A 25,757-nucleotide genomic window follows, 5' to 3' on the forward strand; every position below is an offset into this window, starting at 1 on the left:
TTAGTATGGTCGGATGTTGTTCTTCGGTTCCCGCTTCGTCGCGCGAATTACCGGCCCGGCCGCCTGAGCCGCGCTGCCCGGGTGGCGGCGCGTCCGCGCTGCCGGGTCTCCTTGCCCCCGCCCTTCGCGCCCGAACCGGAGACTTTCCCGATGTCCGACCTCGTCGCTGCCCGCTTCCTCGTCACCGCCGAAGCCTCCCCCGGCCTGCTGTCGCGCCTGCTGCAGCCGCTCGCCAAGCGCGACCTGACCGCCGATGCCGTCCATGCCGTGCGGCAGGGCGAGGAGGTCCATGCCGAACTGGTGCTGGACGCCATGCCGGCCGGGATGGTGCACCTCGTCGCCGGCAATCTCGGCCAGGTCTTCGGCGTCCTCTCGGTCGAGACCGTGCTGCCCGCGCCCCTGCGCGCCGTGGCCTGACCGCGCCGGTTTTCGTGACGCGGGGCCATACGGACTGAGGGAACCCCTCCGGTGGCAGGCGGCTAAGCTGCCGTCACGCTGGCGGGGGACCGGACGATGCTGTGGGACGCCTTCCCGGATGCGCTGCAGCTCGCACGCTTCCAGTTCGCCTTCACCGTGACCTTCCACTTCCTCTTCCCGGCCTTCACCATCGGCCTCGCCAGCTACCTCGCGGTGCTGGAGGGGCTGTGGCTCTGGACGGGGCGGGACAAGTACCTCGACCTGTTCCGCTACTGGCTGAAGGTCTTCGCCGTGAACTTCGCCATGGGCGTGGTCTCCGGCATCGTCCTCTCCTACCAGTTCGGGACCAACTGGGCGGCCTGGGCGGACCGGGTCGGGCCGATCCTCGGGCCGCTCATGGCCTATGAGGTGCTGACGGCCTTCTTCCTCGAGGCCGGCTTCCTCGGCGTCATGCTCTTCGGCCTCGGCCGCGTCGGCCGCGGGCTGCATTTCTTCGCCACCTGCCTGGTCGCGGTGGGCACGCTGATCTCGGGCTTCTGGATCCTGTCCGCCAATTCCTGGATGCAGACGCCGCAGGGCTTCTCCATCGCGCCCGACGGCCGCTTCATGCCGGAGGACTGGTGGGCGATCGTCTTCAACCCCTCCTTCCCCTTCCGCTACCTGCACACCATCACCGGCGCCTTCCTGACCACGGCGATGATCGTCGGCGCGGTCGGCGCCTGGCATGTGCTGCGCGACCGGCACAACGAACGCGCGCGGACCATGTTCAGCATGGCCATGTGGATGGCCGCCGCCGTCGCGCCGGCGCAGGCCTTCTTCGGCGACATGCAGGGCCTCTGGGCGCTGCACCACCAGCCGCAGAAGGTCGCGGCCATGGAGGGCCACTGGGAGACGCAGGCCCCCGCGCCGCTGATCGTCTTCGGCCTGCCGGACATGGCGCGGGAGGAGACGCGGCTGAAGCTGGAGGTGCCCTATCTCGGCAGCCTGATCCTGCGCCACAGCCTGACCGGCGAGGTGAAGGGGCTGAAGGACTTCCCTAGGGATGCGCGGCCGACCAACGTGCCGCTGGTCTTCTGGGCCTTCCGCATCATGGTCGGCATGGGCGTGCTGATGATCGGCCTCGGCCTGGTCTCGCTGCTGCTGCGCTGGCGCGGGCGACTCTATGACTCTCCGTGGTTCCTCCGCTGGGCCATCGCCATGGGACCGGCGGGGCTGATCGCGGTGACCTTCGGCTGGATCACGACGGAGGCGGGGCGGCAGCCCTTCACCGTCTATGGCCTCATGCGCACGGCCGACAGCGCGAGCCCGATCGCGGCACCCGCGCTGGTCACCTCCATCACCCTCTTCGTCACCGTCTACTTCGTCGTCTTCGGCGCGGGCATCTGGTACCTGCTCCGCCTCTTCCGCCACCCGCCCCTGCCGGGCGAGCACGGCGCCGAGACCGAGCCGCCGATCCGCACCGCCGGCATCACGCCGGCCCCCTCGGTCGACCCGGACCGAGTGCGCGACGCGCGGCCGCAGCCGGCGGAGCGCCGTGACGCAGGCGGGCCGGCAGGCCCGCCGGTTCCGGCCGGCGCCAGCCCGATGCGCCGTGACGCAGGCGGGCCGGCAGGCGCGCCGGTCCCGGCCGGCGCCAACCCCATGCGCCGTGACGGGGGCGGGCCGGCAGGCCCGCCGCTCCCGGCCGGCGCGGCGGAGTGACGAGCATGAGCGCCGAGACCATCGCCACCATCTGGGCCTTCCTGATCGCCACCGCCGTCTTCCTCTATGTCTGCATGGACGGCTTCGACCTCGGCATCGGGATCCTCTTCCCCTGGATCAGGGGGCGGCAGGACCGCGACCTCGCGGTCAATACCGTCGCGCCGGTCTGGGACGGCAACGAGACCTGGCTGGTCCTCGGCGGCGGCGGGCTCTTCGCCGCCTTTCCGCTGGCCTATGCCGTGGTCATGCCGGCGATCTACATGCCGGTCATCGTCATGCTGCTGGCGCTCATCTTCCGCGGCGTCTCCTTCGAGATGCGCTTCCGCGCCGCGACCGAGGGGCAGCGCCGCTGGTGGGACCGCGCCTTCTCCGGCGGCAGCTACGTCGCGGCCTTCGCGCAGGGCATCGCGCTCGGCGCGCTGGTGCAGGGGGTGGAGGTGCAGGGCCGCAGCTATGCCGGCGGCTGGTGGGACTGGCTCTCCCCCTTCTCCATCATCACCGCGGTGGCGACGGTGGCCGGCTACGGCATGCTGGGCGCCTGCTGGCTGGTCTGGAAGACCGAGGGCGAGATGCAGGACCAGGTGAAGGCGCTGGGGCGGCTGATGACCTGGCTGACGCTGGGCTTCATCGCGCTCGTCAGCATGATCGTCCCCTTCCTGCTGCCGCAGTTCCGCGCGCGCTGGTTCGACGTCCCGGCGATCCTCGCCGCCCTGCCGGTGCCGGTGCTGGTCGTGGTGCTGGCCTGGCTGCTGTTCCGCGGGCTGGAACGGGCGGGCCGCAGCACGCCCACAACCAGCATGGTCTGGCGCGACGCCATCCCCTTCGGCTGCGCGCTGGGGCTGTTCTTCCTGGCCTATACCGGCCTCGGCATCTCCATGTGGCCGTATGTGGTGCCGCCCGGCATCACGATCTGGGACGCCGCCTCGCCCCGCTCCTCGCAGCTCTTCATGCTGGTGGGCGCGGCGGTGCTGATCCCGATCATCCTCGGCTATACGGGCTATGCCTATTACCTCTTCCGCGGGAAGGTCCGGGCGGGCGAGGGATACCACTGACCATGGCGCGGCGGCTGCTGTGGTTCGTCGCGCTCTGGGCGGCGGGGGTGGCGGCCGTCGGCATGGCGGCCTTCCTGCTGCGCGGGCTGCTGCGGCTGTAGGGCGGATCGCCGCACCCGCTCACCGGTCCGGCTGCGGCGCGGTGCCGGACCAGCCGGACGGGCGCGCGGTCAGGTGACCCGATCGAGCTCCCTGTCGTCCAGCCCGCCCGGCACGATCGTCATCGGCACCCGCACCCGGCCGGCATAGCGCCCGGTCAGCGCGGTGATCAGCGGCCCCGGCCCGCCGCCGGTCGTCGCCGCCGAGGCGAGGACCAGGATCGAGATGCGCGGGTCCTCCTCCAGCAGCGCCAGCAACTCGTCGCGCGGCTCGCCCTCCCGGATCAGCAGGATGGGCAGGCCGCCGGTGATCTCCTGCACCTGCGCGCCGAGGCCAGAGAGCAGCTTCTCCGCCTCCTCCCGCCGCTCCTCGGCCATCAGCACGCCGACGCCGGCCCATTCGATCATGCCCACGGGCTCGATCACCCTGAGCAGGGCGACGCGGCCGCCGCCGTTGCGGGCGCGCAGGCAGGCATATTTCAGCGCCACCTCGCGCTCCGGACTGTCGTCCACCACCACCAGGAAGACGCGGTCCCGCTTCGCGGTCGCCGCCTTCTCCGCCGCGGTCTCGGCCATCAGCCCCTCCGGAACAGGACGCTTCCCAGCCAGCCGGCGAAGGCCGCGGCGAGGACGCAGGCGAGACCGTAGACCAGCGGCTGGCCGCGCGCGACGGTCGCGATGCGGTCGGCCGTGCCCACCCGGTCCACCCGGAAGGCAAGCTCCTGCCGCGCGACTATCCGGCGGGAGCGGACCAGCAGCACCTCCACCTGGTAGTCGCCCGTCGGCACCGCCGCCGGCAGGGGCAGCCGCACATAGAAAAGGCGCGAGCCCTCGATCTCCACCGCCTCGGTATGCTCGAGCCAGAGGCCCGAGCGGCGCTCAAGCTCGAGCAGGGCGGCGCGGAAGCCGGGGTTGCGGGCGCCGGTGCTCGTCAGCGGCAGGGCATCGAGGCCGATGGCGTTCCGCTGCCGCTCCTCCTCCGGCAGGATCTGCCAGGCCGGGCGGGTGCCGGCGAGGACGTAGTAGCCCGGCACCTCCGGGAAGCGGGCGGAGGGACCATTCACCCAGACCAGGCCGGCGACCGAGACCTTGCGCCGCACCACCACCGGCCGCGTCGGGCCGCGGGCGACCACGATCACCTCGTCCCCGCCGGGGCCGATCGGCTGCTCCGTGCTGCCGAAGACGACCAGCGAGGCACCGGTGAAGCCCGTGGTCACCTCGATATCGGTCCGCGACAGGGCGGCGACCAGCGGCAGCTCCTGGCCCGGGGCGCGGGCCGGCAGCAGCCAGAGGGCTGCGAGCAGCAGCAGCCAGCGGCGCATCAGAGCGCCGGCCCGGAGGAGTAGAGGTCGCCCGGCGGCTTCAGCAGGCCCCAGAGCAGGCTGAGCGCGACGCCGAGCACCAGCAGGCCGAGCAGCGCCCGCGTCTCCTCCCCCTTGAGCCGCGTGCCCATCTGCGCGCCGAATTGCGCGCCCGCGACGCCGCCGGCCAGCAGCAGCAGGGTCAACAGCACGTCCACCGTGCCGAGCTGCAGCGCCGCCAGCAGGGTCACGTTGGCCGCGACGAAGACCACCTGGAACAGCGAGGTGCCGATCACCACCGAGGTCGGCATGCCCAGCAGGTAGATCATGGCCGGCACCAGCATGAAGCCGCCGCCCACGCCCATGACCGCCGAGAGCAGGCCGATGAAGGCGCCGATCAGGAAGGGCGGGATGACGGAGATATAGAGCCGGGACTTGCGGAACCGCGTCTTCAGCGGCAGCCCGTGCATCCAGGTGTGCTCGTGCAGCTTGCGCCGCCCGGCGCTGCGGCGGCGGAGGATGGCGCGCACGCTCTCCATCACCATCAGCCCGCCGACGGTCCCCAGCACGACGACGTAGAAGAGCGAGACGGCGAGGTCCACCTGGCCGAGCCGCCGCAGCAGGGCGAAGAGCTGGACGCCGAGGACCGATCCGGCGAAGCCGCCCGCCAGCAGCACCGTCCCCATCTTCGCGTCCACATTGCCCCGCCGCCACTGCGCGATGAGGCCGGAGACCGAGGCGCCGAGGGTCTGGTTGGCGCCGGAGGCGACCGCGACCGGGGAAGGGATGCCGATCAGGATCAGCAGCGGCGTCAGCAGGAAGCCGCCGCCCACGCCGAAGAGGCCGGACAGCCAGCCCACGCCGAAGCCGATGCCCATCAGGACGAAGGCATCCACCGACATCTCGGCGATCGGCAGATAGACCTGCATCGCGGGTTCCGGCCCAGCCTCGGATGGGGAGAAGGCGGGCGGTTTGGACCGCTCCCGTGGCAGGAGCAAGGCAGAATCCGTCCCCGGCTGGCATTCCGGCCACAGCGTTGCGGCCCGGCCATGACATCGACAGTCCATGCCGCAGCACCGAACCGGCGCGGGGGGCGGGCGTTGACCGGCGCACCCCTGCAACCACCACATCCGGGACCTGAGACGCATGTCAACCTCGACCACCACCGGCGCCGCCTATGGCACCGGCCTGCCCGACGGCACGGCCCCCCTTCCCTCCCGCATCTCCTGGGGCGCGGTCTTCGCCGGCGGCGTGGTCGCCGTGGCCGTCGGCACCATGCTGAACGTCCTCGGCCTCGCCATCGGCGCGACCGCGGTCGACACCACCGCGGGCCAGACGCCGGGCGCCTCCAGCTTCGGCATCGGCGCCGGCATCTGGCTGCTGGTGGCCAACACCATCGGCCTGCTGGTCGGCGGCTATGTCGCGGCAAGGCTCTCCGGCAGCGGCGATTCCACCGACAGCGTGCTGCACGGCCTGTCGGTCTGGGCGATCGGCTTCCTGCTCTCGGCCGTGCTGCTCGGCAACATCATCGCCGGCACCGCCAATACCGCCTTCCAGGGTGCCTCCTCCATCGCCGGGGGCGTGCTGCAGGGCGTCGGCAGCGCCGCGGGCGGCGCGGCCAATGCGGCCTCCGGCCCCGCCTCGCAGCTCGCCCAGCAGGTCGATCCGAAGCAGCTGGTGGAGCGGGCGCAGACCGCGCTGCGGACGGGCGGCGACCCCGCGCAGATGAGCAGCGACCAGCGCAATGCCGAGATCGCCCAGCTCCTGACGCGCCGGGTGACCGATGGCCAGCTCAGCCAGCAGGACCGCGACCGGCTCGGCCAGCTCGTGGCGGCCGAGTACAACATCGCGCCGGACGAGGCGCAGCGGCGGCTGCAGCAGGTGGAGCAGCAGGCGAACCAGGCGGCGCAGGAGGCCTCCCGGCGCGCGCGCGAGGCGGCGGATGCCGCGGCGACGGGCGGTGCGGTGGCGGCCTACTGGATCTTCGCCGCCATGCTGCTCGGCGCGGTGGCGGCGGTGCTCGGCGCCCGCGTCGGCACCCGGACCCCGCCGGCGGTGCGGCGCTACGCCTGACCCGCGCGTAGGGGGCGGTTCGCGCCGGGGCCGGACGGCCCGGCGGCGCGGACCGGCCCCGCGCCTGAGAGGACGACCATCCCGAGGACAGGGCGCCCCCAGGCTGCGAGGTCAGCCTGGGGGCGCCTTGGTGTTTGAACCGGAATGCTCCGCCGGCGTTGACATTTCCCGAAGAAGGAGAGGCCCGATATGCGCTTCATTCCCCTGGCACTTGCCCTCGCACTGCTGGCCGGCGCCGCGCCGGCCCTGGCGAAGGAGGGCGGCTGCCTGAAATACGGCGCGGCCGGCGCGGTTGCCGGCCACATGGTCGGCAGCGGCCATGGCGTCGCCGGCGCGGCGGCAGGCTGCGCCCTCGGCGCGCATGAGCGGAACAAGGCCGAGAAGCGCGATGCCGCGCAGCAGCAGAACCAGGCGCAGCAGGCGCCCGCGCAGCAGCAGCAGCCGACGCGGTAGCGGCACCGGCCGGGGCGCGGCCGCGCGCCCCGGCCAGCCCAGGGGCTGCGGCTGGCGCCCCTCAGCCCCGCCTTCCGTCCCCGCGCTGCACGACCACTTGGCGCGAGGGCGGCTTCCGCTTCGCCACCACCTTCCGCACCGGATGCGCCACCGGGCGCCGCTCGGCCCGGGCCGGGCGCGCCGCCTGCGGCGCCGGCCGCGGGGCCGGGGCTACAGCCGGGGCATCCTCGCCCGGGTCCTCCAGCACATCCGGATCCGTCACCGGCGCGCGGCCGAGCTCGGCATCGCGGTGCTGGCGCCAGAGGCTGCGCAGCCGGGCATAGACGTCGAGCGAGTTGGTCCTGAGGTCGTCGATCGTCTCGATGTTCCGCTCCCGTTCGTCGACGCCAAGCGCCACGCTGCGACCGAGGGAGGTCACGAAGGGCGCCGGGTAGTTCACCGGATTCAGGAAGCCGTTGACGACGGACCCCGTCAGTTCCCGCGGGTTGGAGGGGCCGACCACCGGCACCATGAGGTAGGGCCCGTCGCCGACCCCCCACATCGCCAGGGTCTGGCCGAAATCCGCGACCTGCTTCGGCGGTCCACCGATCGATTCCAAGTCGAACAGCCCGCCGAGGCCCAGGGTGGTATTCACCACGAAGCGCATCAGGGAGGTGCCGGCCTCGATCGGCCGGCCCTGCAGCAGGCGGTTGGCGAGGACGGCCGGCTCGTTCAGGTTCTGCAGGAAATTGCGGATTCGCGCGCGCGGCCAGGGGCCCAGCACCTCGCGGTAGCCGAGGGCGACCGGCTTGAGCACCGCGTCGTCCAGCGCGAAGTTGAAGTCGAGGACGCGGCGGTTCGTGGCCTCGAAGGGGTCGCCGGGGTCGGTCGGCGCGGCCACCACCAGGGTGGGTGGCGTATCCGCGCTGGGCGGCCCGGCCTGGGCGACCTGGCGGGGCTTGGCCGCCTGCGGCGCGCAGGCCGATAGCGCGAGGGCGAGGCAGAGCAGGGTGGGTGGCAGGCGCTGCATGCAGGATGGGACCCGGCGGGGGAGACCCCTTCTAACGCAATCGCGCGCCAGGCGGCGACGCACGATACCGCTGCCGTTGCATGCTTGAGTTGCTGGCGGCGGGACTCGGCCTGCTGGCCGGGCTGGTGGCGCTGGTCGGCAGCGCGACGGCGCTGCTCGCGGCGCGGGCGATCGGGCGGCTGGCCGCGGCGGCGCCGGCGACCGGGCCGGCCCTCGCGGCGAGCCTCCTGAAGCCGCTGCACGGCGCGGCGCCCGGGCTGCGCGGAGCGCTCGACTCGACCCTGGCGCAGGCGCATGCCGCGCCCTTCGAGGTGCTCTTCGCCGTCCGCGACCCGGCCGATCCGGCCGCGGCGGTGGCGGCGGCGGCGGTGGCCGCGGCGCCGGGCGTGCCGGCCCGGCTGCTGAGCGACCCGCGGCTGCACGGGCCGAACCGCAAGGTGTCGCAACTGATGAACCTCGAGGGCCGGGCGGCGCATCCGGTGCTGGTGGTGGCCGATGCCGACATGGCGGTGCCGCCGCACTGGCTGACCGCGGTGACCGCGCCGCTCGCCGACCCGGCGGTGGGGCTGGTGACCTGCCTCTACCGCGGCGAGGCGGCGGATGCGGGCCTCTGGTCGCGCCTCGCCGCCCTCTGGATCGACTGGCAGTTCCTGCCCAACGCGGCCCTGGGCGAGGCCATGGGGCGCGCGCATGGCTGCTACGGTGCGACCATGGCGCTGCGGGCGGAGACGCTGGCGCGCCTCGGCGGCTTCGCGGCGCTCTCGGACCTGCTGGCGGACGACCATGCGCTGGGGGTGGCGGTGCGCCGGCTCGGCCTGCGGGTGGAGGTGGCGCCGGTGCTGCCGGGGCATGTGATGGCCGAGCCCTCCCTGCCCGCGCTGGCGCGGCACGAATTGCGCTGGGCGCGGACGCTCCGGCTGCTGGACCTGCCGGGCTATGCCGGCATGGGGATCACCTTCCCGCTGGCCTGGGGGGTGCTGGCCGCCCTGCTGGTGCCGGGGGGCTGGGCGGCGCTGGCCCTGGCGGCGGCGGCCCGGCTGGCACTGGCGGTGCGGGTCGACCGGGCGTTGCGGCGACGCCTCAGTCCCGGGCGGCTGGCGCTGCTGCCCCTGCGCGACGCGCTCTCCTTCGCTATATGGGGGCTTGGGCTGGCCCGCGGCACGGTGACGTGGCAGGGCCGGCGATACCGGATGCGCCCCGACGGCAGCATGGTCGAGGCAGGCTGAGCAGGCCCTTGCGGCCGGGACCGCACTTCGTGCGGCCCGGGCCTTCGACGGGGCGCCTGCTCAGGTTTATGTTGCGGTGCAGACCTCGAGAGGTCTGCTGAGAGGGCTATTGCCAGTGACGATGCGGACCCTGTTCCTCCAGGCGCCTTCCTTCGACGGGTTCGACGGGGGCGCCGGCTCCCGCTACCAGGCGAAGCGGGAGATCAAGAGCTTCTGGTTCCCGACCTGGCTGGCGCAGCCCGCGGCGCTGGTCGAGAACAGCCGGCTGGTGGACGCGCCGCCGCACAAGCAGACGCTGGCCGACGTGCTGCCCATGGCGAGGCAGCACGACCTGGTGGTGCTGCACACCTCGACGCCCTCCTTCGCCTCCGACGTGAAGGTGGCAGAGGCACTGAAAGCCGAGAACCCGTCGCTCAAGGTCGGGATGATCGGCGCGAAGGTGGCGGTGCAGGCCGAGGAGTCGCTGCGCGACGCCGGCGTGATCGACTTCGTCGCCCGCAACGAATTCGACTTCACCATCAAGGACGTGGCGGACGGCATGGACTGGTCCGCCATCAAGGGCCTGTCCTACCGGAACCGCGAGGGCGTGATTGTCCACAATGCCGAACGGCCGGTGCTGGAGGACATGGACGCCCTGCCCTTCGTCAGCCCCGTCTACCGGCGCGACCTGAGCTACGAGAAGTACTTCATCGGCTACCTGAAGCACCCCTATGTCTCGATCTACACGGGGCGGGGCTGCAAGAGTCGCTGCACCTTCTGCCTCTGGCCGCAGACGGTGGGCGGGCACCGCTACCGCACCCGCTCGGTCGAGAACGTCATCGAGGAAATCCGCTACATCAAGGCGAACTTCCCCGGCCTGAAGGAAATCTTCTTCGACGACGACACCTTCACCGACAACCTGCCGCGCGCCGAGGCGATCGCGCGGGAGATGGGCAAGCTCGGCGTCACCTGGTCCTGCAACGCCAAGGCGAATGTCCCGCGGGAGACGCTGAAGGTCCTGAAGGACGGCGGCCTGCGCCTGCTGCTGGTCGGCTACGAGAGCGGCAACCAGCAGATCCTGCACAACATCAAGAAGGGCATGCGGGTCGAGGTCGCCCGGAAGTTCAGCAAGGACTGCCGCGATCTCGGCATCACCATCCACGGCACCTTCATCCTCGGCCTGCCCGGCGAGACCAAGGAGACGATCGAGGAGACGATCCGCTTCGCGATCGAGACCAACCCGCACACCCTGCAGGTCTCGCTGGCCGCGCCCTACCCGGGGACCTTCCTGTTCGACCAGGCGGCGCGGGAGGGCTGGCTGGACACGGCGAACACCGAGTACGTGGATGCGCATGGCGTGCAGATCGCGCCGCTGGCCTATCCGCACCTGTCCCATACCGAGATCTTCGACAGCGTCGAGACCTTCTACCGCCGCTTCTACTTCCGCGCGCCGAAGATCGCCTCGATCTGCGGGGAGATGATCCGCGACCGGCAGATGCTGGTGCGGCGGCTGCGGGAAGGCGTGGAATTCTTCGGCTTCCTGCGCGAGCGGGCGAAGGCGAGCGCGGCGCAGAAGGCGGCAGCCTGATCAGGGCGGCCGGACGGCGTCCCGGCCGGGACGCTGCCCGCCATGCGACAGGCGCGGTCACCGGCCCGGCGAGGTTGCGGCGGCGCGCTCCTCCCGGAAGCGGCCGGCCTCGAGGACCGGCAGCCCCGCCTCGGTCGGCACATAGATGACGGTCCGGTCGCGGCTGTCGTCGAGCTTGTTGATCCAGAGATACCGCAGATAGGCATCGTTGCCCTGCAGGCTGGCGCCGATGATCCGGTTCGCCTCGGCCACGCCCTTGGCCCGCTCGATCTCCGCCTCCGCCAGCAGGCGGGCGGCGTCCTTCTGCGCCTGCGCCTGCCGCACGATGACCTGCCGGTCCTGTTCGGCCCGCGCATAGGCCGCCTTGCCCGCCATCTCGGCGGAATAGACACTGTATTGCGGACAGCCATAGAGGCCGCCCGCCGTCACCACGATGAGGAGGACGGTTCCGCTGACGGAGAACGTCCGGATCGTCTTCGGGTCCATGGATGGGCCTTCGCCATCATAACGAAGGCAGTGTGCAGAATTCGCGGCATGCATCACCTTCCATGCGCGCCGGCCCCGGGGCAAAGCAGCCGCCATGGCGGAGAAGGGGACAGCGAGGCGATGGCGGGCCAGGCGAGAGGCGTGATCGTGACCGCCGACGACCTCGGCCTCTCGCCCGAGGTCAATGCCGGCATCGAGCAGGCCCACCGCGAGGGCGTGCTGACCGCGGCCAGCCTGATGGTCTCCGAGCCCGCGGCGGCCGCCGGCGTCGATCTCGCCCGCCGCAACCCGCGCCTCGCGGTCGGCCTGCACCTGACGCTGACCGACGGCACGCCGACCCTGCCGCCCGAGCGGATCCCGGCGCTGGTCCAGCCGAACGGCCGCTTCCGCGACGACATGGCCGGGCTCGGCCTCGCGCTCGCCGCCTCGCCCGCCGCCCGGGCGCAGCTTCGCGCCGAGATTGCCGCGCAATTCGCCGCCTTCCGCGACACGGGCTTGCCCTGCGACCACCTGAACGCCCACAAGCACTACCACCTGCACCCGGTGATCGCTGGCTTCGCCTTCGCCGAGGCCGCGCGCCATGGCATCCGCGCCGTGCGCATCCCCTGGGAGCCGCCCTCGCTCGTCCCCGGCGCCGGCCGCGCCCTGTGGCCGATGATCGCCTTCCTCCGCCGCCTCGCCGCCCGGCACGGCCTGCGTGCCCCCGACCGCGTCGTCGGCCTGCGCTGGTCCGGCGCCTTCACCCCCGACCGCCTGGCCGAGGTCCTGCCGCGCCTGCCCGCCGGCGTGACGGAGATCTACCTCCACCCCGCCACCTCGGGCGGCTTCCCCGGCGCCGCGCCGAGCTACCGCTATGCCGAGGAACTCGCGGCGCTCATCGACCCGCGCGTCCGGGCGCTGGCCGCCCGCTGCGAGACGGGCGGCTATGGCGCGATGCTGGCGGCCTGACGGGAACGGCCCCCGACCGCCACCGTTCGGCTGGCATGGCCGAGATCCATCTGACCGAAGCAGAGGCCCCGCCCAGGGAGAGCCTCCTCTTCGGCGTCGCCGCCATCCTCCCGCTGCTCGCCTTCGCCGCCGGCGCCTGGCTGCTGCCCTTCGCCTGGCTGCCGCTGGTGGTCGCGCTCGGCGTGGTCTGGGGCGCGGCAATCCTCATCTTCCTCGCCGGCGTGCGCCGCGGCCTCTCCTTTCGCACCCCGGGCGGGACGCGCCCGTCGCAGCTTGCGACCATGCTCTGGCTGTTCCTCGCGGGGCTGCTCGCCCTCGCCTCCCCCTGGCCGGCGCCGGCGCTGCTGCTGCTCATCCTCGGCTATGGCAGCCTCGCCCTGCTGGACCCGATGGCAGCGCGGCGCGGCGAGGCGCCGCCCTTCCTCGGCCGGCTGCGCCCCGTGCAGATGGCGGTCGGGCTGCTCTGCCTGCTCGCCCTGCTGCTGCGGGTGATGCTGGTCGCCTGAGCCCGCCGCCGGAGCGGATCGCCGGAGGGCGGCGACGCCTGAAGGCGTGAATCCGCTCCGGGAACACCGGGATGGAGCGCATCCGCCCTGTACAGTCGGGGTGGATGCGCTCTATCGCGCGCCGGATGACCCCGCCGCCCGCCCGCCGATGAGCCGCCTCGGCCTCCTGCTCGCCCTCGGCGGCCTCGCCCTCGCGCTGCTGCTGCTCGCGCAGCAGGATTTCTCCGAGGTCGGCGCGCTGCTGGCGACGGCCGGCTTCGGGCTGGTGGTCGCCTCGCTCGCGCATGTCCCCTCCATGGCGCTGAACGGCCATGCCTGGCGGCTGCTGCTGCCGCGGGCGCGCCGCCCCTCCGTCACTGCCATGACGGCCAATGTCTGGATCCGGGAATCGGTCAACGGCCTGCTGCCCGTGGCGCGGGTGGGCGGGGAGATCGCCAGCTACCGCCTGCTGCGCGGGGAGGGCGTGGCGGTCGCCCCGGCCGCGGCGAGCCTGATGGTGGACATGGCCATCTCCATCCTCAGCCAGCTCGTCTTCGCGCTGCTCGGCCTGGCGCTGCTCGCCTGGGCCGGCGCCGGGATCGGCTGGGGCGGCCTCCTGCTCGGCATGCTAGGCGGCCTCGCGCTCGCCGGCGGCTTCATCCTGGCGCAGCGGGCCGATATCCTCTCGCGCCTCGCGCGGGTGCTGAACGGCATCGCCGCCGGGCGCTTCCCGGCGCTCGAGGCGCATTCCGCCCGCATCGACCGCATGACCCGCCGCCTCTGGCGGGTGCGCGGCGCCATCCTCGGCTGCTTCCTCTGGCAATTGGCCGGCTGGATGGCCGGCGCGCTCGAGATCTGGGCGGCGCTCTATTTCCTCGGCCACCCCGTGGGCCTCGCGGAGGCGCTGGCGATCGAGGCGCTGGTCCAGGCCGTCTCCTCCGCCGCCTTCCTCGTCCCCGGCGCGCTCGGCCTGCAGGAGGCGGGGTTCCTCGGCCTCGGCCTGCTGCTCGGCCTGCCGGCGGAGGTCGCCGCCGCGCTCGCCATCGCCCGGCGCATCCGCGACCTGGTGGTCTTCCTGCCCGGCCTGCTGGCCTGGATCTGGGCGGAGCGGCGGATCGCCGCGGCGGCGCCCGGCCCCGCGTGAGGACACGATCCACCCATAATTCCCCACCGCGGATGAGCCGCCCTGTTATCGTATTGCGGGCGAAGGGGGGGCGGCTCATGGGCATCCTGCTGGCATTCGCACCGTTCCTCGCCTTCGCCGTCATCGACCGGCTGGCCGGGCCGATGGAAGGGCTGGTCGCGGGCGCGGTCGTCTCGACGGGTCTGGTCCTGCGCGATCTCATCGGCGGCAGGACGGCCAAGGTGCTCGAGATCGGCACCGCGATCCTGTTCGGCGGCCTGGCGCTATACGCCCTGCTGGGCCGGCCGGCCTGGTCGGTCATCGGCGTCAGGCTCGCCGTCGATGCGGGGCTGCTGCTGATCGTCCTCGCCTCGATGGCCATGCGCCGGCCTTTCACCCTGCAATATGCCCGCGAGCAGGTCCCGCCGGAATTCTGGGACGCGCCGGAATTCGTCCGCACCAATTACGTGATCACCACCGTCTGGGCCCTGGCCTTCGCGGTCATGGTGATGGCCGAGTTGGCCCTCCTCACGATGCCGGGCCTGCCGCCGCGCCTCGGCATCGCGGCAATCGTCCTGGCGCTGATCGGAGCGGTGAAGTTCACCGGCTGGTACCCGGAACGCGTCAAGGCCAGGACCACCGCGTAAGCGCCGCAAGCCGCCCTCTCCCGGGTTCCAGGCACGGCGGCCGGGTCGCATGCCTGCGCCGGGACACCCTGCCCGGCAGCCACCCCGCCCATCCTCACCCTGCGCGGCCGGCCCGGGGGTGGGCCAGAGCGGATCGCGGACGGACATGCAGGCCCGGAAGCGTGGATCCGCCGCACGATCAAACGCTTGCAGCGGATCGGCATCCCGTCCGGAAGGCCAATCCGGTGTAGCCTGCCGGGACAATCCCTGGAGGAACCGTGCCACTCCGCCGCCGCATCCTGGGCGTCGCCGCGCTCCTGCCCCTCGCCGCCCGCGCCGAGACCTTCCCCACGCGCCCCATCCGCATGATCGTCGGCTTCGTCCCCGGCGGCGGGGCGGACATCACCGCCCGGATCCTGGCCCCGCGCCTCTCCGCCGCGCTCGGCCAGCCCGTGATGGTGGAGAACCGGCCGGGCGGCGCCGGCAATCTGTCCAACGAGGTCGCGCTGCGCGCGCCGCCCGACGGCACCACCCTGCTGGTGGCGACCATCGGCCAGACCACGGTGAACCCGGCCCTGTCCAGGGTCGCCCTCGACCCGGTGGCCGATTCCGCGCCCATATCGCTGCTGGTGCAGGTGACCAACCTGCTGGTGGTGCCGGCCGACCGGCCCTGGCGCAGCGTCGCCGACCTGATCGCCGCGGCGCATGCGCGGCCCGGCACCTTGACCTACGGCTCCTCCTCGGTCGGCTCGGCCGGGCACCTGGCGGCGGCGGTGCTGGACCAGGCCGCGGGGATCGAGACGGTGCACGTCCCCTATCGCGGCGGCGGGCAACTCATCACCGACCTGCTCTCGGGCAAGGTGGACTTCGCTTTCGCCACCGCCGCGACCACGGTGCAGCACGTGGCCGCCGGCAGGCTGCGGGCGCTGGCGGTGCCGACCGCCCGACGCTCCGCCCTGGCGCCCGGGGTGCCGACCATCGCCGAGAGCGGCGTGCCCGGCTTCGACGTGGTGAACTGGTACGGCCTGACCGCCCCGCGCGGCACGCCCGCCCCGGTCATCGCCCGGCTGCACGCCGCGGTGCAGGAGGCGCTGGGCGATCCGGAGGTGCTGCAGAAACTCGCCGTGCAGGGGCTGGAGCCGCTGCCGGGCACGCCGGAGGAGTTCGGCGCCTATCTCCAGGCCGAGGCCGCCCGCTGGGCCCGGGTGGTCAAGTCCGCCGGCATCACCGCGGAGTAGCCCGTCCCGAAGCCGCGGCACGACGCCTTCGATGGCGCCGGAGCCCCCGCGAAACCCGGGTCGCAGGGGGGATGCAGGGGACGAACGCGCCGGGGGGCCGAGGGCTGGGGTCGCCCGCCGGTGTCGAGCGCCCGGCAGACCGGGCGCGCCCCCGAGACGGGTCCGTCAGTCCCGGTGCACGCGCAACGGCGCGAAGCTCTGCACCACCGGCATCACCTGCAGCGTATTGACGTTCACCCGTGCCGGCCGTGTCGCCACCCAGTGCACCGCATCGGCGATGTCCTCCGGCACCAGCGGCTCGGTCCCGGCATAGACGCCCGTCGCCTTGGCCTCGTCGCCCTTGAAGCGGACGGAGGAGAACTCCGTGCCGCCGACCAGCCCCGGCTCGATCTCCGTCACCCGCACCCTTGTGCCGAACAGGTCGGCGCGCAGGTTCAGGCTGAACTGCCGGACGAAGGCCTTGGTCGCGCCATAGACATTGCCGCCGGGATAGGGCCACTCGCCGGCAGTCGAGCCGATGTTCACGATGTGGCCCGCATCGCGCGCCACCATCCCCGGCAGCACCGCACGCGTCACGTACATCAGCCCCTTGATGTTGGTGTCCACCATCGCGTCCCAGTCGTCGAGCTCGGCCGCCTGCGCCGGCTCCAGCCCCCGCGCCAGGCCGGCATTGTTCACCAGCACGTCGACGGCGGCGAAATCCGCGGGCAGGCCGGCGACCGCCGCCGTGACGGCGGCACGGTCCGCGACGTCGAGCGGCAGCGCATGCACGCGCCCCTCGCCGAGCTCCGTGGCCAGCGCCGCCAGCCGGTCCGCCCGGCGGCCGACCGCGACGATCCGTGCCCCATCGGCGGCGAAGCGGCGGGCGATGGCCAGGCCGAAGCCCGCGGTGGCGCCGGTGACGAGAACGATCATGCACTTCTCCTTCGCAGTTGCGTGATGCCCAGGATGAACCCTGAGGGGTTGAAACGCCTTACAGAACGTCCATTTTCCAGCCATCGGCCGGCGTTGCAGACCGCGAGCCTATTGCGGCGCGTCCCAGGTTGCAGGGACCACTTGAGCCGACGCGCGCCCTTTCCAAGCGGCGTGCCCTCTCCGGGCGCTGAGCCATGCGCCTCCCATCCAGTGATCGGGGGCTTCATCCGTGTTGTCCGCATCCGCCATGCGCCGCTGGCTGCACATGGCCGTCATCGTCCTCGCCCTTCCAGCGCTGGCCCAGGCCGCCGAACCCGCGGCCAACGAGGTCCTGATCCGCATGGACGAGCGGCGGGCCCGCGCCGCCGGCATCGACGTGACGCGCGTGCAGGCGGAGGCCGGCACGACGCAGACCATGCTGCCCGGCACCGTCATCGTCCCGCCGCAGCAGCTCCGCATCGTCGCCGCCCCCGCCGCCGGCCTGGTGGAAGCCGTGCTGGTCGCGCCGAACGAGCCGGTGCGGGCCGGCCAGCCCCTCGCCCGCCTGCGCAGCACCGACCTGCTGGAGGCGCAGCGCACCTATCTCCAGGCCCTCTCGGGCGAGGCGCTGGCGCGGCAGCGCCTCTCGCGCGACGAGCAGATGTTCAGGGAGCGCATCATCGCCGAGCGCCGTCTGCTGACCACGCGCGCCGAGGCCGACTTCGCCCGCACCACCCTGCAGGAGCGCGAGCAGATGCTCGCCCTGCTCGGCATGGCGGAGGCCGACATCGCCACGCTGAAGTCCAGCCGCCGCATGGCCGCGGCGCTGACCGTGACGGCGCCGGAGGACGGCGTGGTGCTGGAGACGAGGACCAGCGCCGGCGAGCGCGTCGCGGCCTCGGCGCCGCTCTTCTCCATCGCCCGGCTGACGCCGCTCTGGGTCAACCTGCAGGTGCCGCTGCCCCAGGCCATGGTGATCGAGCCCGGCACGCGCATGAGCGTCCCCGGCACCCAGGCGCAAGGCGAGGTCGTCCGCCTCGGCCGCAGCGTCGATCCGGCGACGCAGTCGGTGACCGCCGTCGTCGAGGTGACGGACGGCGCCGGCAGCCTCCGCCCCGGCCAGGTGGTGACCGCCGCCGTCGCGCTGCGGCCGAACGGCACGCCGCAATGGCGCGTGCCGGCCGGCGCCGTGGTGCGCCATGCCGGCAAGTCCTGGGTCTTCGTGAAGGCGCAGGACGGCTTCCGCGCCAAGCCCGTCACCGTCATCGCGGAGACGGCGAGCGACAGTTCCATCCGCGCCGGCCTCGCCCCCGACGACCAGGTCGCCATGCGCGGCATCCTGACGCTGCTGGCCGAACTCACCGACGTCTACGGGGGCTGAGCGCAGATGATCGGACGCCTCGTCGGCCTGGCGCTGCGCCAGCGCCTGCTCGCGCTTCTCATGACCCTCGGCCTCATCGCCTGGGGCGTGGACGCCTATCGCAAGCTGCCCATCGACGCCTTCCCCGACGTCTCCCCGACCCAGGTGCTGGTCGCCATGCAGGCGCCCGGCCTGCCGCCGGAGGAGCTGGAGGCGCAGGTGACCAACCCGACCGAGATCGCGATGCGCGGCATCCCGAACCTGGTCGGCATCCGCTCCGTCACCCGCTACGCCGTCGCGCTGATGACCTTCGAATTCGCGCCCGGCACCGACATCTACTGGGCGCGCACCCAGGTGGACCAGCGGCTGGACGACCTGGAGTCGCAATTCCCCGACGGCGTCTCGGGCGGCCTCGCGCCGGTCGTCACGCCGCTCGGCGAGATGCTGATGTTCACGCTGGAGGGCGGCGCGATCTCGCCCATGCAGCGGCGCACCATCCTCGACTGGGTGATCCGCCCGCAGCTCCGCGGCCTGCCCGGCATCGCCGACGTCAATACCCTCGGCGGCTTCGTCCGCACCTATGAGGTCGCGCCCGACCCGGCGGCCATGGCGGCGCGCGGCATCACCACGCGGATGCTGGCCGAGGCGCTGTCGGAGAACAACCGCAACGACGGCGCCGGCCGCGTGCGGGACGGCGAGGAGGCGTTGCTGGTCCGCGCCGAGGGCCGCATCCGCACCATGGAGGACATCCGCCAGATCGTCGTGGCGGCGCACCCGACCGGCATCGTCCGCGTCTCCGACGTCGCCGATGTCCGCACCGGCGCGCTGGCGCGCAACGGCGTGGTGACCCGCAACGGGGAAGGCGAGGCGGTCTGGGGCATCGTGCTCGGCCTGCGCGGGGCCAATGCCAAGACGGTGGTGAACAACGCCAAGGCGAAGCTCGCCGAGATCCAGCGGACCCTGCCGGAAGGGGTGAAGATCGACATCTTCTACGACCGCAACGATCTGATCGAGAAGGCGGTCTGGACCGTCCAGAAGGTGCTGCTCGAGGCGATCGCGCTGGTCGTCGTGCTGCTGATCCTCTTCCTCGGCAACCTGCGCGCGGCGCTCGTCGTCTCGCTCTCCCTGCCGCTGGCGGTGCTGGCGACCTTCGGCATCATGCGCATGGCCGGCATATCCGCGAACATCATGTCGCTCGGCGGCCTCGCCATCGCTATCGGCCTGCTGGTGGACTGCGCCGTCGTCGTGGTGGAGAACACCGCCCACCGCCTCGGCACTGCCCATGGCAAGACCGATTACCGCGCGCGGATGCGCATGACGCTGGAGGCGGTGCGGGAGGTCGCGGTGCCTCTGGTCTCGGGCGTCGTCATCATCGTCACCGTCTTCCTCCCCCTGCTCTCGCTGCAGGGGCTGGAAGGGCGGCTCTTCGCCCCGGTCGCACTGACCATCGCCTTCGCCCTCTGCTCGGCGCTCTTCCTCTCGCTCACCGTCGTGCCGGCGCTGGCGGCGACGCTGCTCACGGTCGGCGGGCATGAGCGGGAGCCCTGGCTGGTGCGGATGCTGCACCGGGGCTACGACCCCTTCCTCGCCTGGGCCATGCGCAACCCGCTGGCGATCGGCGCCGTCGCGGTCGGCGGCCTGCTGCTGGCCGGCTTCCTCTTCACCCGCATCGGCTCCACCTTCATGCCTGTCATGGACGAGGGCACGCCGGTGGTCACGCTGCGCAAGCACCCGACCATCAGCGTGGAGTCCGCGGCCGCGACCGACATGATCATCCAGCGGCAGATCATGGCCGCGGTGCCGGAGGTGCGGGGCATCATGGGCCGCGCCGGCGCCGACGAACTCGGCATCGACCCGGTCGGGCTGAACGACACCGACCTCTTCCTCGACATCAAGCCGCGCGAGCAGTGGCGGCAGCCGAAGGACCGCGACTTCGTCGTGAACGAGTTGCGCAAGGTCCTCGACCACATCCCCGGCATCTCCTACGCCATCAACCAGCCGATCGACATGCGGGTGCAGGAGATGATCATCGGCGCCCGCGGCGACGTGGTGATCAAGGTCTTCGGCTACGCCATCGACCAGCTCAACGACCTCGCCGCGCAGATCGGGGAGGTGGTGCAGGGCATCCAGGGCAGCTCGGATGTCTTCGCGCTGCGCAACGAGGGCATGAAGTACCTGAAGGTGGAGATCGACCGCTTCGCCGTCGGCCGCCTCGGCATCAATGTCCGCGACGTGCAGCAGGCGCTGCGCGTCTGGGTGGACGGCCGCGACATGGGCCTGGTTCTGGAGCAGGAGCGGCGCATCCCGCTGATGCTGCGCGGCGAGGGGAGCCTCCGCCGCTCCGCCGCCGACCTCTCCCGCGTCATCCTCGCCCTGCCCGGCGGGCGGACGGTCGCGCTGTCGCAGGTGGCGAAGATCTCGGAGGAGGAAGGGCCGATCCAGGTGATCCGGGAGGGCACGCAGCGCTACGCGACGGTGCTGGCCAATGTCCGCGGCCGCGACCTGGTCGGCTTCGTCGCCGAGGCGCAGGCGGCCGTCGCCGCGAAGGTGAAGGTGCCGGACGGCTACCGGCTGGAATGGGGCGGGCAGTTCGAGAACCAGCAGCGCGCCTCGGCCCGCCTCGCCATCGTCGTGCCCATCGCCCTCGCGCTGATCTTCATGCTGCTCTACTTCACCTTCAACTCGGTGCGGGAGGCGCTGCTGGTCTTCTGCAACGTGCCCTTCGCGGCGATCGGCGGCGTCATCGCCCTCTACATCTCGGGCGAGTTCCTCTCCGTCCCCGCCTCGGTCGGCTTCATCGCGCTGGTCGGCATCGCGGTGCTGAACGGCGTGGTGCTGATCTCCTACATCAACCGCCTGATCGCGGAGGGCGGCCTGTCGCTGCACGACGCGGTGCGGGAGGGGGCGAAGCGGCGCATGACGCCGGTGACGCTGACCGCCTTCATCGCCGCCTTCGGCCTGGTGCCCTTCCTCTTCGCCGAGGGGCCGGGGGCGGAGATCCAGCGGCCGCTCGCCATCGTCGTCATCGGCGGCCTCGTCACGGCGACCATCCTGACACTGGTGCTGCTGCCCATCCTGTACGACCGTTTCGCGCTGGGCCGGACGGAGCCGGAGGAGCATGCAGCCCCTGCCCCGCGCCCCGCGCGGGCGGAGCGGCCGGCCGCCGCGGAGTGACGACCATGCCGAGACTGTTCCTGGCCGCGGCCTGCGCCGCGGCGCTCCTCGCCGCGGGCCAGCGCGATGCGGCAGCGCAACAGACGCCCCTGTCGCGGCCGCCGCTCGCGGTCCCGCCCGAGGTGAACCCGCCCGCCCCCGTCCTGCGGCCGCCGACCCCGGCGCCGCGCCGCGCCCCGCCGCCGCGCGAGGAGCCGCCGCCGCCCCCGCGGGCCCGCCGCGCGCCTCCGCCGCCGTCAGGGCCGCCGCCGATGGAGAGCGCGGCGCTGGCCCGCGACCTCGACGCGGCGCTCTCGATCGACGCCGTCGCCCGCGCCATCCAGGGGCAGCGGGAGGCGGTGCGCTCGCGCGACGCGCAGGTCCGCTCGCCCATCGCCGGCTCGCCGGCCATCGGCTCCTCCTTCCGCTCGGACACGCGCGGGCCGCGGCTGGCGAACGAATGGGACGTGGAGCTCGGCGCGCCGCTCTGGCTGCCGGGCCAGCGCAGCGCCCTCGCCGGCACCGTTAATGCGGGCGTCGAGGAGCAGGAACGGCGCCTCGCGCTGCGCCGGCTCGAGCTCGCCGGGCTGCTGCGCGACGCCTACTGGGCGGTGGGCGCGGCCGAGAGCGAGTTGCGCGTCGCCCGCGACCGGCTGGCGACCGCGCGCGACATCGGCCGCGACGTGCAGCGCCGGGTGGAGCTCGGCGACATCGCCGAGACCGAGGCGCTGCTGACCCGCAACGAGACCCTGGCGGCGGAGCTCGACCTCGCGCGCGCCGAGGCGGCGGTGCAGGCGGCACGCGCCGCCTATCGCACGCTCACCGGCGGCAGCGAGGCCGCGCTGCTCCCCCCCGGGACCTCGGCCGGCATGGCCGGGGCGCGGCCGGAGCCGGCGCTGGGCGAGGCCACGCCCCATCCCGCGATCCGCGCGGCGGAAGCGGCACTGGCCACGGCCGAGGCGCGCGCCCGGCTGGTGCGGGCGACGCCGATCGACAATCCGGAGCTCGGCCTCTTCACCCGCGGCCAGGGCGGGCCGGCGACGGAGAACGGCACCTCGCTCGGCCTGCGCGTGCGCATCCCGCTGCCGACCGAGGCGCGCAACGCCCCGCGCCGGGCGGATGCGGAGGCCGAGCGGACGCGGGCCGAGGGCGAGCTGATCCAGGCGCGGCGGGTGATCGAGGGCGAGATCGGCCTGGCGCGGCTCGGGCTGGCGGCGGCGGGGCGCAACCGGCAGCTCGCGGCGCAGCGGCGCGCGGTGGCGGAGCAGCAGCTCACCGCCGCGCGCACCGCCTTCCGCAGCGGCGAGATCGGCGCCTTCGACCTCTTCCGGGTGCGGCAGTTGCAGATCGAGGCGGCGGCGGTCGAGGCGCGGGCGGAGGTCGAGGCCGGGCGCGCGCGCAGCCGGCTGAACCAGGCGCTCGGCCTGGCGCCGAGGGGATGACGAAAACGGCGCCCGGGTTGGTCCACCCGGGCGCCGTCATTCTCGCTCAGTCAGGCAAGGAGCCGAACCCTCCGGCGCGCCGTGGCACGCCGGAGAAAGGCTCTAGCGGCGGCGCGCCTTGCGGGCGGCGTAGCGGGCGTCGCGGGCGGCCTTCTGCTCGGCCGCCAGCGCCAGGGCGCGGGCCTTCTTCTCGGCATCGAGGGCCTCGGCCCGGGCCTGCTGCTCGGCTTCCAGGGCCAGGGCCTGGGCGGCCTCCTCGGCCTCCCGGGCGGCCTGCGCCGCCTTCTCGGCGGCCAGCCGCTCGGCCTCAGCCGCGCGGGCGGCCTTGCGCTCGGCGGCGCGGGCCTCGCGGGCCTCGGCGATGGCCTTCAGGGCCGCCTGCCGCTCCAGCACGGCGGGGTCGTCCGCCGCCGGCCGCGCGCGGAACTTCTCCAGGATGGCTTGCTTCGCAGTCGCTGCGGTCTTCAGGCGGTCATTGAAGTTGGTTTGGTCGTAGGATCGCATCCCACAACCTTACAGCGACCGGCCGGCCCGGCACAAGCATGCGGTCGGATACATTCGATGACCGGAGCATTGCATCGGACGCGCAGCGCTCGCCCGCCTCACGTCCCGCAGAAGGTCTGCAGCACCCGCTCCTCCGGCTTCGGCGGCAGGGTATAGTCCTCGAGGCCCGGCCGGTCCTCGAAGGGCCAGGCGACGGCGTCGAGCAGCGCCTCGAAGGGGCGCAGGTCCTCGCGCTCCACCGCCGCGGCGATCGCCGCCTCCACCTGGTGGTTGCGCGGGATGATGGCCGGGCTCGCCGCCCGCATCGCCGCGGCGCGGGCGGCGGGCGCCGTCGCTTCCTCGGCCAGCCGGGCGCGCCAGCCCAGGGCCCAGGCCTCCCAGGCGGCCGGGTCCCTGAACAGCGCCTGCACCGCCGCATCGCCCGCCGGACCCTCGGCAGCGCCGGCCAGGGCGCGGAAGGTCAGGGTGAAGTCCGCCTCGTTCTCCTGCATGCGGGCCAGCAGGTCCTCGGCCAGTGCCAGGTCCTCCTCGCGCGCCTCAAGGAAACCGAGCTTGCGGCGCAGCCCGGCATGCCAGGCGGCCTCGAAGGTGGGGGCGAAGCGTGCCAGTTCCGCTTTGGCGATCTCGATCGCCGGCTCCTGCTCGGGCGCGAGCAGCGGCAGCAGCGTCTCCGCCAGCCGCGTCAGGTTCCAGTGCGCGATGCCGGGCTGGTTGGCATAGGCATAGCGGCCATAGGCATCGATGGAGCTGAACACCGTCTTCGGGTCGTAGGCATCCATGAAGGCGCAGGGGCCGTAGTCGATCGTCTCGCCCGATATGGTGCAGTTGTCGGTGTTCATCACGCCATGGATGAAGCCGACCAGCAGCCATTGCGCGACCAGCCCCGCCTGCGCCTCGACCACGGCGCCGAGGAAGGCACGGTGCGGCTCCGCCGCCTCGCGCAGCGCGGGGTAGTGCCGGGCGATGGCGTAGTCGGCGAGGGTCCGCAGCCCCTCCACGTCCTGCCGCGCGGCGAAATACTGGAAGGTGCCGACGCGGAGATGGCTGGCGGCGACGCGGGTCAGCACCGCGCCGGGCAGCGCCGTCTCGCGGTAGACCGCCTCACCGGTCGTCACGGCGGCGAGGCTCCGCGTGGTCGGGATGCCGAGCGCGAACATCGCCTCGCTGACGATGTACTCGCGCAGCACCGGCCCGAGCGCGGCGCGGCCATCGCCGCGGCGGGAGAAGGGCGTGGGGCCGGAGCCCTTGAGCTGGACGTCACGCCGCACCCCGTCCCGGCCCACCACCTCGCCGAGCAGGATGGCGCGGCCATCGCCGAGTTGCGGCACGAAGCCGCCGAACTGGTGCCCGGCATAGGCCTGGGCCAGCGGCTCCGCCCCCTCCGGCACGGCATTGCCGGCGAGCACCGCGACGCCCTCCGGGCTCTCCAGCGCCGCCGCATCGACCCCGAGCAGCGCCGCCAGCCCGTGGTTGACGCGGACCAGGCGCGGCGCCGCGACGGGCGTCGGCGGCATGCGGACATGGAAGCGCTCGGGCAAGCGGGCGTAGCTGTTGTCGAAGGCGAAGAGGGCCATGCGGCGGGGCTCCGGGGGGCGGTCGGGGGCAGATCGGGCGGCGGGATGGCAATGGCAAGGGTGGGGCGGCGCGGCTCCGAACTGACAGCAGGCTCCCAGACCTCCCGTGACCTTCGGCGCTCCGGTCATCGGGGCGCTCAGTCCCGCCAGGACGGGTCCGTGGCGTCCAGCTTCCGGAGCAGCCCCGGCCATTCCAGCAAGCCGTAGCGCCGGCTGTTCGGCGGGTCGTACATGGCGCAGGATTTCGCCACCACCTCGTCCGAGGGGATCTCGAGCTCCGTGTTGCAGGCCATGGCCTGGAGCTGGGCCTGGCAGGCGCGCTCCAGCCCCCACATGGCGATGAAGGCCTCCGGCACGCTCTCGCCCAAGGTGAGCAGGCCGTGGTTGCGCAGGATGCAGGCGTTGCGGCTGCCGATGCTGCGGGCGAGCGATTCGCGCTCGGCGGGATCGCGTTCCGGCCCGCGGAAGTCGTGATAGGCGATGCGGCCATAGAAGCGCGTCGCGGTCTGGGTGATGGGCAGCAGCCCGCATTTCAGAGCGGAAACCGCCATGCCGGCGATGGTATGGGTGTGCATGGCCGCCATGGCGTCCGGCCGTGCCCGGTAGATGCTGCTGTGGATGGTGAAGCCCGCGGGGTGCAGGCCATAGGGCAGGTCGGGCTTGTAGAGGACCTCGCCCTCGACGCTCACCTTCAGCAGCGACGAGGCGTTGATCTCGCCGAACAGCATGCCATTCGGGTTGATCAGGAAGTGGCCGGGACTGTCCGGCACCCGGGCGGTGATGTGGGTGTAGATCATGTCCGACATGCCGTACTGCTCGCAGAGGCGGTAGCAGGCGGCGAGGTCGAGGCGGGCCTGCCACTCGGCCTTCGGGACGGAGGCGCGGATCGGCGCGATCCGCAGCGCGGCATGGGCGGTCATGGGCGGGGCTCCTGGACGTTCTTGCCGGCCATTGAACCAGCCTTCCGCGGGGGCTTGAAGGGGGGTGTTGCGCCGGGCGGGGAAAGGTCCGACCCTCCGGGATGGAA

Annotated in this window: 25 protein-coding genes; 16 read left to right on the top strand and 9 right to left on the bottom strand. The window is 73.0% G+C overall.

All coding sequences use genetic code 11. The features are described 5' to 3' along the window. The first annotated feature begins 150 nt into the window (after positions 1-150). From Q7A36_RS26010 to Q7A36_RS41650, 4 genes are all read left to right on the top strand, one after another. Positions 151-417 (top strand): hypothetical protein, encoded by a 267-nt coding sequence (locus tag Q7A36_RS26010; RefSeq protein ID WP_305106684.1) that lies wholly within the window; start codon positions 151-153, stop codon positions 415-417. 96 nt (positions 418-513) lie between these two features. Next, the gene (locus Q7A36_RS26015; protein ID WP_305106685.1) at positions 514-2,118 is read left to right on the top strand and encodes a cytochrome ubiquinol oxidase subunit I; all 1,605 of its coding nucleotides are present in this window, start codon (positions 514-516) and stop codon (positions 2,116-2,118) included. 5 nt (positions 2,119-2,123) lie between these two features. After that, a complete protein-coding gene (gene cydB, locus Q7A36_RS26020) occupies positions 2,124-3,170 on the top strand; it encodes a cytochrome d ubiquinol oxidase subunit II (RefSeq protein ID WP_305106686.1) in 1,047 nt (348 codons plus the stop codon). 2 nt (positions 3,171-3,172) lie between these two features. Then, complete coding sequence (locus Q7A36_RS41650) at positions 3,173-3,271, top strand: DUF2474 family protein (RefSeq protein ID WP_370655710.1); 99 nt, start codon at positions 3,173-3,175, stop codon at positions 3,269-3,271. Positions 3,272-3,340: 69 nt separating this feature from the next. Here the strand turns inward: Q7A36_RS41650 and Q7A36_RS26025 are convergent, their stop codons facing one another. From Q7A36_RS26025 to Q7A36_RS26035, 3 genes are read right to left on the bottom strand one after another with little or no spacing between them, the layout of a single operon-like run. Further along, positions 3,341-3,844: a universal stress protein gene (locus Q7A36_RS26025; RefSeq protein ID WP_305106687.1), complete on the bottom strand. Its 504-nt coding sequence runs from the start codon at positions 3,842-3,844 to the stop codon at positions 3,341-3,343. Then, the gene (locus Q7A36_RS26030) at positions 3,844-4,590 is read right to left on the bottom strand and encodes a TIGR02186 family protein (protein ID WP_305106688.1); all 747 of its coding nucleotides are present in this window, start codon (positions 4,588-4,590) and stop codon (positions 3,844-3,846) included. Before Q7A36_RS26030 ends, Q7A36_RS26025 begins: the two co-directional genes overlap by 1 nt. Continuing rightward, positions 4,590-5,498: a sulfite exporter TauE/SafE family protein gene (locus Q7A36_RS26035; RefSeq protein WP_305106689.1), complete on the bottom strand. Its 909-nt coding sequence runs from the start codon at positions 5,496-5,498 to the stop codon at positions 4,590-4,592. The genes Q7A36_RS26030 and Q7A36_RS26035 overlap by 1 nt, the downstream gene beginning before the upstream one ends. A 217-nt stretch (positions 5,499-5,715) precedes the next feature. Here Q7A36_RS26035 and Q7A36_RS26040 point away from each other — a divergent pair, with 217 nt between their 5' ends. Both Q7A36_RS26040 and Q7A36_RS26045 read left to right on the top strand, forming a co-directional pair. Next, the gene (locus Q7A36_RS26040; protein ID WP_305106690.1) at positions 5,716-6,642 is read left to right on the top strand and encodes a hypothetical protein; all 927 of its coding nucleotides are present in this window, start codon (positions 5,716-5,718) and stop codon (positions 6,640-6,642) included. Positions 6,643-6,831: 189 nt separating this feature from the next. Continuing rightward, positions 6,832-7,095 (top strand): hypothetical protein, encoded by a 264-nt coding sequence (locus Q7A36_RS26045; protein WP_305106691.1) that lies wholly within the window; start codon positions 6,832-6,834, stop codon positions 7,093-7,095. 61 nt (positions 7,096-7,156) lie between these two features. Here the strand turns inward: Q7A36_RS26045 and Q7A36_RS26050 are convergent, their stop codons facing one another. Continuing rightward, the gene (locus Q7A36_RS26050) at positions 7,157-8,104 is read right to left on the bottom strand and encodes an MlaA family lipoprotein (protein ID WP_305106692.1); all 948 of its coding nucleotides are present in this window, start codon (positions 8,102-8,104) and stop codon (positions 7,157-7,159) included. Positions 8,105-8,184: 80 nt separating this feature from the next. Here Q7A36_RS26050 and hpnI point away from each other — a divergent pair, with 80 nt between their 5' ends. After that, positions 8,185-9,330, top strand: coding sequence for a bacteriohopanetetrol glucosamine biosynthesis glycosyltransferase HpnI (gene hpnI / locus Q7A36_RS26055; RefSeq protein ID WP_305106693.1), 1,146 nt, complete (start codon positions 8,185-8,187; stop codon positions 9,328-9,330). 121 nt (positions 9,331-9,451) lie between these two features. Then, positions 9,452-10,897 carry a hopanoid biosynthesis associated radical SAM protein HpnJ gene (gene hpnJ, locus Q7A36_RS26060; RefSeq protein ID WP_305106716.1) on the top strand — a complete coding sequence of 482 codons (1,446 nt, stop codon included), beginning with the start codon at positions 9,452-9,454 and terminating at the stop codon, positions 10,895-10,897. 57 nt (positions 10,898-10,954) lie between these two features. Here hpnJ and Q7A36_RS26065 read toward each other — a convergent pair whose 3' ends face one another. Beyond that, positions 10,955-11,383 (bottom strand): hypothetical protein, encoded by a 429-nt coding sequence (locus tag Q7A36_RS26065; RefSeq protein WP_305106694.1) that lies wholly within the window; start codon positions 11,381-11,383, stop codon positions 10,955-10,957. 141 nt (positions 11,384-11,524) lie between these two features. Here Q7A36_RS26065 and hpnK point away from each other — a divergent pair, with 141 nt between their 5' ends. The 5 genes from hpnK to Q7A36_RS26090 all read left to right on the top strand — a co-directional run bounded on the left by hpnK (position 11,525) and on the right by Q7A36_RS26090 (position 15,803). Continuing rightward, positions 11,525-12,331: a hopanoid biosynthesis-associated protein HpnK gene (gene hpnK, locus Q7A36_RS26070; protein WP_305106695.1), complete on the top strand. Its 807-nt coding sequence runs from the start codon at positions 11,525-11,527 to the stop codon at positions 12,329-12,331. A gap of 35 nt (positions 12,332-12,366) precedes the next feature. Further along, the gene (locus tag Q7A36_RS26075; RefSeq protein WP_305106696.1) at positions 12,367-12,837 is read left to right on the top strand and encodes a DUF3429 domain-containing protein; all 471 of its coding nucleotides are present in this window, start codon (positions 12,367-12,369) and stop codon (positions 12,835-12,837) included. A gap of 100 nt (positions 12,838-12,937) precedes the next feature. Then, on the top strand, positions 12,938-13,960 hold the full coding sequence (locus Q7A36_RS26080; protein WP_305106697.1) for a lysylphosphatidylglycerol synthase domain-containing protein: 1,023 nt from the start codon (positions 12,938-12,940) through the stop codon (positions 13,958-13,960). A 77-nt stretch (positions 13,961-14,037) separates the two neighbouring features. After that, positions 14,038-14,586 (top strand): DUF3159 domain-containing protein, encoded by a 549-nt coding sequence (locus Q7A36_RS26085; RefSeq protein ID WP_305106698.1) that lies wholly within the window; start codon positions 14,038-14,040, stop codon positions 14,584-14,586. Positions 14,587-14,843: 257 nt separating this feature from the next. Further along, positions 14,844-15,803 (top strand): Bug family tripartite tricarboxylate transporter substrate binding protein, encoded by a 960-nt coding sequence (locus Q7A36_RS26090; protein WP_305106699.1) that lies wholly within the window; start codon positions 14,844-14,846, stop codon positions 15,801-15,803. Positions 15,804-15,968: 165 nt separating this feature from the next. On the opposite strand, the gene Q7A36_RS26095 is transcribed toward Q7A36_RS26090, so the two are convergent. Then, a complete protein-coding gene (locus Q7A36_RS26095) occupies positions 15,969-16,718 on the bottom strand; it encodes an SDR family oxidoreductase (RefSeq protein WP_305106700.1) in 750 nt (249 codons plus the stop codon). A 247-nt stretch (positions 16,719-16,965) separates the two neighbouring features. Between Q7A36_RS26095 and Q7A36_RS26100 the strand changes: the two genes are divergently transcribed. The 3 genes from Q7A36_RS26100 to Q7A36_RS26110 are packed head-to-tail and all read left to right on the top strand — an operon-like array spanning position 16,966 to position 22,652. Next, positions 16,966-18,078, top strand: coding sequence for an efflux RND transporter periplasmic adaptor subunit (locus tag Q7A36_RS26100; RefSeq protein WP_305106701.1), 1,113 nt, complete (start codon positions 16,966-16,968; stop codon positions 18,076-18,078). A gap of 6 nt (positions 18,079-18,084) precedes the next feature. Further along, positions 18,085-21,231, top strand: coding sequence for an efflux RND transporter permease subunit (locus Q7A36_RS26105; RefSeq protein ID WP_305106702.1), 3,147 nt, complete (start codon positions 18,085-18,087; stop codon positions 21,229-21,231). 5 nt (positions 21,232-21,236) lie between these two features. After that, positions 21,237-22,652 (top strand): TolC family protein, encoded by a 1,416-nt coding sequence (locus Q7A36_RS26110; RefSeq protein WP_305106703.1) that lies wholly within the window; start codon positions 21,237-21,239, stop codon positions 22,650-22,652. Positions 22,653-22,754: 102 nt separating this feature from the next. On the opposite strand, the gene Q7A36_RS26115 is transcribed toward Q7A36_RS26110, so the two are convergent. The 3 genes from Q7A36_RS26115 to Q7A36_RS26125 form a co-directional block, all read right to left on the bottom strand. Continuing rightward, positions 22,755-23,156 carry a DUF6481 family protein gene (locus Q7A36_RS26115; protein WP_305106704.1) on the bottom strand — a complete coding sequence of 134 codons (402 nt, stop codon included), beginning with the start codon at positions 23,154-23,156 and terminating at the stop codon, positions 22,755-22,757. Positions 23,157-23,254: 98 nt separating this feature from the next. Further along, positions 23,255-24,730 (bottom strand): protein adenylyltransferase SelO, encoded by a 1,476-nt coding sequence (locus Q7A36_RS26120; RefSeq protein ID WP_305106705.1) that lies wholly within the window; start codon positions 24,728-24,730, stop codon positions 23,255-23,257. A 137-nt stretch (positions 24,731-24,867) separates the two neighbouring features. After that, complete coding sequence (locus Q7A36_RS26125) at positions 24,868-25,650, bottom strand: class II aldolase/adducin family protein (protein ID WP_305106706.1); 783 nt, start codon at positions 25,648-25,650, stop codon at positions 24,868-24,870. Between the last annotated feature and the right edge of the window lie 107 nt (positions 25,651-25,757).

It is taken from the genome of Paracraurococcus lichenis, assembly GCF_030657435.1.
In the GTDB taxonomy this organism is placed as follows: Bacteria; Pseudomonadota; Alphaproteobacteria; order Acetobacterales; family Acetobacteraceae; genus Paracraurococcus; species Paracraurococcus lichenis.